General features: G+C 55.4%; 9 protein-coding genes. 4 read left to right on the forward strand and 5 right to left on the reverse strand.

Annotation, left to right across the window (positions count from 1 at the left end; genetic code table 11):
- Positions 1-234: 234 nt before the first annotated feature.
- The 3 genes from HRQ87_RS19660 to HRQ87_RS19670 form a co-directional block, all read right to left on the reverse strand.
- A complete protein-coding gene (locus HRQ87_RS19660) occupies positions 235-690 on the reverse strand; it encodes a VOC family protein (RefSeq protein ID WP_174140153.1) in 456 nt (151 codons plus the stop codon).
- Between the two features lie 405 nt (positions 691-1095).
- Positions 1096-4212, reverse strand: a complete 3117-nt coding sequence (locus HRQ87_RS19665; RefSeq protein ID WP_246252577.1) for an efflux RND transporter permease subunit — start codon at positions 4210-4212, stop codon at positions 1096-1098.
- 4 nt (positions 4213-4216) lie between these two features.
- A complete protein-coding gene (locus HRQ87_RS19670; protein WP_174140154.1) occupies positions 4217-5344 on the reverse strand; it encodes an efflux RND transporter periplasmic adaptor subunit in 1128 nt (375 codons plus the stop codon).
- Positions 5345-5433: 89 nt separating this feature from the next.
- On the opposite strand from HRQ87_RS19670, the gene HRQ87_RS19675 reads away from it, so the two are divergent.
- Positions 5434-6054 (forward strand): TetR/AcrR family transcriptional regulator, encoded by a 621-nt coding sequence (locus HRQ87_RS19675; protein WP_174140155.1) that lies wholly within the window; start codon positions 5434-5436, stop codon positions 6052-6054.
- Positions 6055-6462: 408 nt separating this feature from the next.
- On the opposite strand, the gene HRQ87_RS19680 is transcribed toward HRQ87_RS19675, so the two are convergent.
- Positions 6463-7359 carry an ABC transporter substrate-binding protein gene (locus HRQ87_RS19680; RefSeq protein ID WP_217430523.1) on the reverse strand — a complete coding sequence of 299 codons (897 nt, stop codon included), beginning with the start codon at positions 7357-7359 and terminating at the stop codon, positions 6463-6465.
- Positions 7360-7460: 101 nt separating this feature from the next.
- Between HRQ87_RS19680 and HRQ87_RS19685 the strand changes: the two genes are divergently transcribed.
- Genes HRQ87_RS19685 through HRQ87_RS19695 form a run of 3 tightly spaced genes read left to right on the forward strand, consistent with a single transcriptional unit; the run spans position 7461 to position 10256 of the window.
- Complete coding sequence (locus tag HRQ87_RS19685) at positions 7461-8453, forward strand: FecCD family ABC transporter permease (RefSeq protein WP_174140157.1); 993 nt, start codon at positions 7461-7463, stop codon at positions 8451-8453.
- Between the two features lie 5 nt (positions 8454-8458).
- On the forward strand, positions 8459-9469 hold the full coding sequence (locus tag HRQ87_RS19690; RefSeq protein ID WP_174140158.1) for a FecCD family ABC transporter permease: 1011 nt from the start codon (positions 8459-8461) through the stop codon (positions 9467-9469).
- Positions 9459-10256, forward strand: coding sequence for an ABC transporter ATP-binding protein (locus HRQ87_RS19695; protein WP_174140159.1), 798 nt, complete (start codon positions 9459-9461; stop codon positions 10254-10256). Before HRQ87_RS19690 ends, HRQ87_RS19695 begins: the two co-directional genes overlap by 11 nt.
- On the opposite strand, the gene HRQ87_RS20090 is transcribed toward HRQ87_RS19695, so the two are convergent.
- On the reverse strand, positions 10253-10472 hold a 220-nt coding region (locus HRQ87_RS20090), incomplete at its 5' end, for a hypothetical protein (RefSeq protein ID WP_217430524.1). The two genes, HRQ87_RS19695 and HRQ87_RS20090, sit on opposite strands and share 4 nt — an antisense overlap.

Below are 10472 nucleotides of genomic sequence, written 5' to 3' on the forward strand. Positions count from 1 at the left end.
GCGTGACCCGGATGAGTGACAAAGACCCAAAGGAAAGAAGGAAAACGAGCTTGACCCAAACACCCAATTAGAGAAGCTGCCGCTTACCACGTCATCTCGCTGCTGCAATTGCAACCCGCATTGCCGACATTCGCTGCGGCTGCGAGGTCAAAGGGTTGTCCGATGACTGCATCGCGGGACGGAAGCTGTCGTTCCGATCGTTCGGACAAATGGCAGCTTTGCAGTGCCTCTCGACTACTGGCCATGAACCAACAGATGCACACCGCTTGGGTTGTCTAGAGTGTCGTGCGGATGTATGTCGGCGTAGATTTCGATGATGTTGAACTCTGGATCGTGAAAGAACAGGGTCCGATGAGTCCAATCCTGGTTCGTTGGTCCTTCGATGATTTTCACACCCTTCGCCAAAAGCTCTTCATGAGCTGCGTCAACATCGGCAGGTGGGACACGGAAGCTAATTTGTGCTCCAGCTGACTTTTCAGGAATGCGCGCACCATCATAGGAACGTCCACGAGGTCGGAGACCTAGGTAGAGTGTACCGACCCGAAAGCCAACCCAAGTTCCGGCCGCTTCATCTTCAACCTCAAAGCTCAGAACCTCGCGGTAGAACTTCTTCATGCGTTCAATATCGTCACAGAGCAGGATCACGTAGTCCATGCTTCGAATTGCGCCCAAACCAGTCTTTGCTTCCATCAATTTACCTCAAGAGCTACGTTAAGCAGACCTTCGCTGCGCAACAGAAAATTTGCAACATGGGCTCTCTGCCGCCATCGGAGCAGTCGCAGCATCTGCTCGGCAAGGGAAGTTTGTTCCGATAAGGACGGCCCAAAGCGGACGTACACTGGCCGGTCAATGTGCTGCAGGCGCATCCGCATAGCCGCCATCCGCTGCGCATGCACAGTTGGGCAACCGAGCTATGTTCGTTATGCGGGACAAGTTGACCGTTCAGGCCTTTCAAATAGGACGCCGCTTTCAAGGTTTCGATAAACGATCGCTGGGGTCGTTACGAAACCTTGACAGGGCCAATCTGAGTGAAATCCTACGCTGGAGGGGCGCGCCGCATTTCGTATTTAGCGCGCTTTGCCTCGGAGGAAGGGCTTACTCAGCCGCAAGCGAGACAATTCTTGGGTCGACCTTTGACATGTTCTCATCACTACGCCCGTCGCGGTAGATCAGCGTGAATGCGGCTGGCGTGAAAAAGAACGAGATGACAGCCGACAACAAAACGCCACCTGCAATAGCCACTGCGAAAGGCGGCCAGAAACCACCACCTGCCAGGATCAGCGGCAGGAACCCCCCGAAAGTCGTGATTGTGGTTGAGGTGATGTGGCGGCTGGACCCTGTGACAACCCGCGCAATCGCATCAGTGTCACCTGCTACGGCATCCCCGTCTGCCTTCAGTCCCGTCAGAATAATGATCGCGGCATTGATCGACACACCAATTGATCCGATCACCCCGATGATCGCGTTGATCCCAAACGGGAACTGCAAAACCGCAAGCGAAAGCATCGAAAGCCCCGCCGACAAGACACAAACCACCAAAGTAATTGCGGTCAGGCGGAACGAATTGAACGTCAGGACAATCGTCGCAATTGTCAGTGTGACAATCAGGCCGACAGAGGCCAGCAAATTTCCGACAGTGTCAGAGCGCGCATCACTATCGCCGCCCAGTTCGACCCGATAGCCAAGCGGAACGTCAAACCCTCGTGCGTCCAGTGCGGAAAGAACATCCTGCAATGCCTCCTCTGGCAAGACACCGGGCACGATGAACGCCTGAACCGTGTTGATCCGCTCGCCATTGCGGCGGGTAATCACACTTTCTGCGGGTTCGAGGACTGCTGTCGCCAACTCAGAGAACGGGACTGCGGGAAAGACACCAGTGCCAGACACCGCGGCCGCGTTTGGCAGCAGGATCGGCAGATCATTCACACCCTCAAGGTCGCTGCGCAAGTCGTCGCCAAAACGAACGCGGACGGGCAGTTGATCAGTGCCTTCGACAAGGCTGCCACCCGTAACGCCGACCAGCCCCGCCTCTAGCTGGGCGGCAACATCCGTCAGGTTCATGCCAAGTAGTCGCACGGCGGGCTCATCAATCTCGTAACGCAGTTGCGGCGCGCCGCTTACAACACCTGCGCGCACCTGGGTCACAAGGTCCAGATCGGCCATGATGGCCCGTGCCTCGTTCCCAAGATCTCGCAGTGTGTCGATGTTCGGGCCGACCAATCGGAATTCGATGGGGGCCGCAACCGGCGGACCCTGCACCAGATCACGGACAATGATGCGTGCCTGCGGATAGTCCCGGTCAAGTTCGGCCTGCAGCATGGGCACGATGCGGGCTGCATCCTCTGCCGTCACAGTCTTGACCATTGCCTGCGCGTAGGCAGGTTCGGCTGATCGTCCGCCGGTGATATTGTAGTAGAAGGCAGGACCGGACTGGCCCAAGGACCAATAGACCAGATCGACACCCGTGCTGTCCGCCAACCGAGCGTCGATTTCCCGGGCCACTTTGGCGGTTTCCGCAATCGCCGTGCCCGGCGGCATATCCATTTCAATGTAGAACTGGTCCCGTTCGACGCCGGGGAAAAACTGGGCTGTGAGTGTCGGGAACGACGCAAACCCCAGCACCGGCAGGATCAACGCCAGTGCAATCGAGCGGACGGGATTGCGCACGGATATCCTGATAAGCGCTTCAAATGCGCGGCCGAGCACGGGCATTTGCAATCCCGATGGCTTGCCACCCTTCAGGAACCACCCCGCCAGGGCCGGTGTAACCGTCAATGCGATAAAAAGCGACCACACCAGCATCAAGACCACTGCAATCGCGATTGATCCCACAAAGTCGCCTGCCGGACCGGGCAGCAGGATCATTGGGGTAAACGACAGCGCGGTTGTAACGGTCGATGCCAGCAACGGGGCGGCCAAGCGGCTGGTTGCGTCACCGACGGCGGCGGCACGGTCCATGCCGCGCCCAAGCCGTTGGCGCACTTCATCTACCATCACGATGGCAGCATCGACAAGCAGGCCAAGCGCCACGATCAGGCCGGTGACGGACATCTGGTGGATGGGCAGTCCAATGAAGTTCATACTGGCCAAGGTCGTAAGCGACACAACAGGCAGCACAACAGCCACAATCGCAGCTGCGCGCAAACCAAGCGTGACGAAAAGCACCAGCACAACTAACGTGACACCAATCGCCATGTTGGTGCCGACCTCAGCCAGCCGGTCGGTTGTGTAGGTGCTTTGATCAAACATCAGACTTTCGGACAGGCCGATAGGCACGTCGGGGGCGCCCGCCTGCAATTCATCACGGACAAAACCCATCCAGCGATCAATCTGGACACCATCCTGCGCAAGGACACCCACAAGAACCGCAGGTTTGCCGTTGGCAATCGCCATTTCGCTGACCGGTTCACGCACGCCGCGTGTAATCGTTGCGATATCGGCAAGGGAAACAGTCGCCCCTTCTGCATTCTGGCGCAGGACGACACTGCCCAACCGATCAAGCGTTTCAATCGCGCCAGAGATGTTGATCGTCAGATTGACGTTATCACTTTGGATGCGCCCGGCCTGCACCTTGCCATCTGCACCTATGATCATCCGGGACACATCAGCGGCCGTCAGCCCAAGGGCCGCTGCAGCTTGCGGGTCAACGGTCACAAGAACTTCTGTTTCAGGCTCACCAAACAAATCGACAGCGCGTGTGGCCGGGATCGCTCGCAAACGGTCGGCAAGGGCGTCGGCATGGGATTGGACGATCGTGTGCGGTACCTGATCATGATCCGCAGTCACGGCAACAACAGCCGAATAGGCCGAAATGCCCTCTGCATTGAAATCAGGCGCCTGCACGCCGGCAGGAAACGCACGCCGTGCTGCCTCGACAGCATCGCGCGCCTCGGACCAGACCTGTTCGATTGTGGCATCATCCAGTGTCTGCACCAGTTCGACTGAAACCACCGATACACCTGATCGCGACACCGAGGTGATGACGTCAACCTCGGCGATTGATTGCAGCTCTTCCTCGATCTCAGCTGTCACAAGTGTTTCGACACGTGCGGGGTCTGCACCGGGAAACTGTGTTGTGACCGTGGCAAAAAGGTTCGTGATTGTCGGATCTTCCTGGCGCCCCAGTGACAGAAACGACGAGATCCCAGCCGAGATGAGAACAAGCAGGATCAATGCCACAAAGCGGGGTTGGCGAAAGGTAAGGGTATTCATCGACCTAGACCCCGCCTTCCATGACCTGCACCTGCTGGCCGGGTACAACGCGGTGGGCCCCGACACCGATCAGCCTTGCGCCCTCAGCAAAGGTTCCCTGGACAAAGGCCCGGTCGCTTTGTTGAAAAAGGACCTCGACAGCTGCGGTGCGGACGATGTCGTCTTCAACAACCAGAACTGTCCAGATACTACCGGACCCCTGCTGCAAGGCATCAAGGCTGACCCATGCACCGCGCGCGTTCACGTCGGTCTGAACCAGAAGATTGGCAGTCTGGCCAAATGCCAGTGTCTGTTCGGTCTCAAGCTTGAAAAGCGCAGTGCGCGTGCGCGTGATGGGGTCGATGTCAGGGCGCAATTGCTGCAATTCTGCCGCGTATTCATGGCCGGCGATTTCAATGGTGACCTGTCGTAGATCATCTTCGACAACACTTAACGGGACACCGACACGCACATGCGGTGTGGTGGTTTCGATCAAGGTCAGGACCACCTGTCCGGGATTCACAGTTTCGGCGGTTTCGACATCCAATGCGCCAATGCGCCCATCGAAAGGTGCATGCAGAACCGATTTTTCGATGTTGATTGCAACCGTCGACAGACCTGCGTCGATCTCAGCGATCCGGCTGACCAGTTCGTCGCGGGTCGCGCGTGCCTGATCCAGCGTTTCCCGGCTTGAAAACCCTTCGCTTTGCAGTTGTTCGGCGCGCACCAGGCGGGTTTGTGCAAAGGTCAGTTGCGCCGCGGTCGCGTCCTTGGACGCGGTCAACCGGTTGCGTTCCGCCTCAAGCAGCGCTGTATCAAGCCGCGCAATCACATCGCCTTTTGCAACGCTTTCGCCTTCATCAACTGCCAGCGCGGCCAAACGACCACCCAGTTCGAATGAAAGGGTGGCATCTGCGGCAGATTCGACCTGACCAAGAAAACGTCGGGTGGTGGTGTAGTGATCTTCGAACTGGATGGTCGAAACAGCAACAGAGGTCAGCAGGGCAGGTTCGGGTGCCGGGGTGTTTTCAACCCGTTCTGCAAGAGCATCAGTGCCAAAAGTGACTACGCCGACAGCGATACCGATCACAGCAGCTGTGCCGCCAAGAATACCTGCTCGTCTCAGAACGTTTGGTTTTTTCTTCGTTTGCATGACTAACCCTCTCGCAATGTTAGCATCTCTAACATATGTTAGAATCTCTTACTTTGACAAGTAGTACGGGGCATGAAAAAGATTGGATCATGAAAACAGGCAAGAACCCGCGGAAGCGCGCATCCTATCATCACGGTGACTTAAGAACGCAGTTGATCGACGCGACGCGCCAATTGGTCGAGGAAAAGGGCCCCGATAATTTTTCGGTGTCCGAGGCCTGTCGACGTGCGGGCGTGTCCACCGCGGCGCCCTATAAGCATTTCAAAGACAAGACCGAAATGTTGCGTGAAGTTGCCGCCGCCGGTATGATCCGCCAATCCGAACAGATGATGGTAGAGATCGCACCGCATCCGGAAGGGTCACACGCGCGCATCGTTGCTTTGGGGCGGGTATACATCCGCTTTGCGACAACTGAACCCGGCGTCTTCCGGTTGATGTTTACTTGGTCAGGCGAAACGGCTGAAGATGACAAACTCCACACATTGGGCGATCAAAAGTTCGCCGTCGTGCAAATGGAAGTCGCCAAATGTCACGGGCGTTCAGAGATCGCCGAAGAGGACCGCCAGAAAGCTTTCATGCTTTGGAGCTTTGTGCACGGGCTGTCGTTCCTGAGTATTGATGGAAAGTTGTCAGACGGCAAAATGCAACCAGACCTGGAAGCGATCCTGAGTGACATTGCACGCCGGGTGGTTCCGGAAGCGAGCGAATAGCTTTCGCGTTCCTTTAGCGGTCTTGTCGACTCTGATTTGTAAGCGGACAATTTTCAACCGCGCAGCGTCGGTCACAAAGGGCTCGGAGCAGGCGTTCAGGCGAAGTATGGCATCCGCATTCACACGGTGTGGTGTTGCATCGAGAACGGCCCTTACCAGGCATTCATCGCATCAGACTGCGCCGCATTGCAGCTTCACTGAACCGGCCATTCGCTGCAGTAGCAAACGTTGGCACCAGCCGAACTCACAATTCGCGGGACTTAGCCGACTGTGATCACTTCTAACCGAACGGCTGGTTTCCGCGCTTTGCGACACGGCAATTCAAACACCACACTTGATCGTGGCAAAGGTGCTTCAGACTATCGGATTACGTCGCCATAATCCGATAGAAATCCCTCTCTGGTATTTTTACTCGGAGACATCAAAAAGACGGGCGATGTCATCGAGCATCAAATTTGCAGCGATGATCCCACCGGCCGTATTCCAGATCGGATCAGATACTTCGGTCACATTTCCGGACTGGACAGCGCTCAATGTTTGCCAAAGTGGATCTGCTAAGGCTTCGTCACGCGCTGCAAGTCCTTCGCCATCACCGGCTTCCCACGTGAAATGAAAGATACGATCGCCGTCCATATCCGGGATGCTTTCTTTTCCCACACGCATAGCGAATTCATCAACTGCTTGGATTTCAGGGCGGGCAAATCCGACTTTGTTCAGGATGAACCCCGAAAAACTGTCGCGCTGATAGATGCGGATATGACCCGGAAGGAAGCGAATAACTGAGATTTCTTGTTTTAGATCGTCGCCTAGCGCTTCAGCCAAGCTAGCCGTGCGCCCATCAAAATCAGCTAAAATTTCAGCACCTTCATCGGTAAGACCCAATGTGCGAGCATAAAGTTCAAAGTTCACACGCCAGTCGCCACGCAGTTTTTCTGACACAACTGTTGGTGCGATTGCGGAAAGCTGTTGATAGATTTCTTCATGACGTTGTTTGTTTGCTAAAATAAGATCGGGCTGCAACACGGCCAGAAGTTCAAGGTTAATACCTGTTTCTTTACCCAACGGTTGTGTTTCAGACATGGAATCCGCGATGTGGTCATACCAGGGATCACCGATCCAAGATGTCGCAGCACCTACGGGGGTTATGCCAAGCGCCAGCAACGCTTCGGTACCTTCATTTGTCAGCACAACGATGCGCACTGGCGCGTCAGGCACGTCTGTTACGCCCATGGAATGTTCGATCATCTCTGCTTGCGCGCAGGCAGCCCAAATCGACGCGGCGGCGGCAACGATTAGCTTATTCATCAGTATCATCCTTTGATTTTCAGTTGGAAGATGCAGATGGCAAACGGGCTACTGCTCAAAACATGATTTACCTGACTGAAATAGTAAACTAAGTCAAATGTATGATACGGTTACTGCTTTCTTCCCCCGTTTTGATCGTTTTCATTGCGATACTCGCCGTGCTTAGCTTGCATTTGGGGTATCGGCCTTATGCGACCAGCACTGTGATCGCGGCGTTGTTCCATCCCAATGGATCGGCGGACAGTATCATTATTGCATCTCTGCGCCTGCCACGGACAATTACAGCGATAAGTGTTGGCGCCGCTTTGGCGGTGTCTGGTCTGTTAATGCAAGGCGTGCTCCGCAACCAGTTGGCCGAACCCGGTTTGCTGGGCGTCAATGCTGGGGCGGCCTTTGCGGTTGTCTTGGGGCTTGGTGTTTTTGGTATCACAAGTTTTTTGAGCCTGACCCTGTTGTCCATTCTGGGTGCTCTTGCAACGATGGGTTTGGTCTTTGGTGTTGCCTCTGCCGCGGGTAAGAATCTGTCACCAATCTCGTTAATGCTGGCAGGCGTGACCATCGCGGCACTGGCCGCATCCATGACCCAGATTATCATCATTCTGGACGAAGCGACGATGCAGGCCCTGCTGTTCTGGCTTGCCGGGGGATACGCGGATCGGAATGTTGGCCTGCTGGGCGTGCTCGCGCCGATATTATGGCTGATGACGATGTGTAGCTACCTTACCGCAAATCTATTGGATGCAATGAACACAGACCGCGATACAGCACATGGACTGGGTGTGGATGTACCATTAATGCAATTTGCGCTTTTGACGTTTGCATCTGTGCTGGCAGCACTTTGTGTCGCACTAGCAGGACCTGTCGCTTTTATTGGCCTGATCGCACCGCATATTGCACGCTTGTCGGGACGCATCGCACACCGTGTTTTAATCCCGCGCGTTGCGTTGATCGGGGCCGCCCTTAGCCTGATCGCTGATATCGTCGCGCGGTTCGTCGTAGCCCCCCAAGAAATGCCTGTTGGCGCAGTTTTGGCCTTGATGGGCGCACCGATCTTTCTGATGCTTCTGCGTCGAAACCGGGTCCGGCTGGCATGATGAGTATGACCGGTTGGAATATACGCATCTGGTTTGTTCCATTTGCAACATTTTTAAGTTTGCTGGTGTTGGCAACAGGCGTGGGCAGTTCATGGATCAGCCCTAGTCGTGTCATCACTGCATTGGCAGGATATGGATCGGACACCGACATGTTGATCGTCTGGACATTGCGGCTGCCACGAGTGATGCTTGCGGCACTGGGGGGCGCGTGCCTCGCGACAGCTGGGTTCCTACTGCAACGCGCTTTGCGTAATCCGCTAGCTTCCCCCAGTATACTTGGCATCGTGGATGGTGCCGGGGTTGGGGTGTTGGTATTTTTATGGCTGTTGTCTGACACAGCCAATACGCTCACCGTGTCCATTCTTTATCAGCCGATCGCAGCATCGCTTGGCGCAGTGCTGACTGCTTTGTTGGTTGCGTTTTTCGCATGGCGAGATTTTGGGCAGCCGATACGCCTGATCCTGTACGGTATCGCCGTCGCAGCCATCGCCAAATCCATTGTGACGGCCTTCGTCTTGCTCGCCCCTGTCTTTTCGGCGTCCAAAGCGCTGATCTGGCTCGCAGGGTCCGTACATGCTGCAAAGTGGTCCGATGCCATGATTGTCGGGACATTGTTTTTCGCCCTTTGGCCAATCGCCATGCTGATGTCGCGCCAGCTTGATCAATCTGTTTTGGATGATGAAACCGCCGTGGGGACGGGGCTGTCCGTTCTTGCACTGCGTGGCTGCATGATTGCGCTGACAGTCGCCCTGACAGCGACAGCCGTGTCGTTTATCGGGGCTGTTGGTTTTGTGGGACTAGTTGCACCACATGCCGCACAAGCGCTTGTGGGATTGCGCAGTAAATGGGTGCTAATCGTTACTCCGTTACTCGGCGCATCTATGGTGTTGGCAGCAGATATTATTGCCCGCACTGCGGCCTCTCCGCTCGAATTGCCGACAGGGTCGATCACTGCCCTCGTGGGTGCGCCCTATTTCATCTATCTTTTGATCCGACAGGCCCGCCATGACCAATGACCCCGCAATCCAGTTTTCAGACATCAGCTTTGGCTACGGAACCACGCCTCTGGTCCATGATTTATCTCTGAACGTTCATGCTGGCCGCATCACAGCACTTTGTGGTCCCAATGGCAGCGGGAAATCGACGCTTTTGAAACTTGCGACGCATTTGCTTCGCCCTTCGCAAGGGCACGTCGCCATAAATGGCACGCCTGTTGCAAATATTGGCCGCACCAGCCTCGCGCGTCAGGTTGCGTCGCTTCCACAAAGCCCATCGGCACCGTCCGAACTTTCTGTTTCAGAATTGGTGATGCTGGGCAGGTTTGCGCACAGACGTGGTTTTGCATCTGCCTCTTCCGAGGATCACGCGAAGGTTGCAGATGCAATCACACAAACCGACCTAGACGGATTTACGAATACACCTATTGGCAATCTGTCAGGTGGTCAGCGTCAACGTGCATGGGTTGCCATGACACTGGCGCAGGACGCGCCGATCTTATTGCTGGATGAGCCGACAAACCATCTGGATATCGCCCATTCACTAGAGGTCATGGACCTGCTGCGTAGGCTTGTGAAAACACAAAATAAAACCGTGGTCATTGTTCTACATGACATCAATCTTGCTGCAAGTTTCGCTGACGATATTGTGTTTTTAAAGGACGGCTGTGTCACGTCAGCCGGTCCACATGAAACGGTAATGCAGAAAGACATTATCGAACATGTTTTCGGAATCAGTTGTAAACTACACGAAGGGTCCGAACGCGGACGGATCGGAGTTTTCCCGATGTTGGCACAGCGGTGTTAGATTTTTCTGTACACCGAGATGAATAACCGCTTTGCGCAGTTGCTGTCATCCGAACTCTGTGCAGCATCCGTCAATAAGGGCTCTTCGCGGTCGTTAGATCGGTTGCAGAATGTCCAGGCAACGGATCGCGTTGCTTCAGCAAGGACGGCCCAGACCTGCCGTTCGCCTACCGGTCGGTACGCTGCGGCGCGGCCCGTCAGAGCCGACTTTCGCTGC

The sequence above is a fragment of the Parasulfitobacter algicola genome (genome assembly GCF_013315265.1).
Taxonomy (GTDB): domain Bacteria; phylum Pseudomonadota; class Alphaproteobacteria; order Rhodobacterales; family Rhodobacteraceae; genus Parasulfitobacter; species Parasulfitobacter algicola.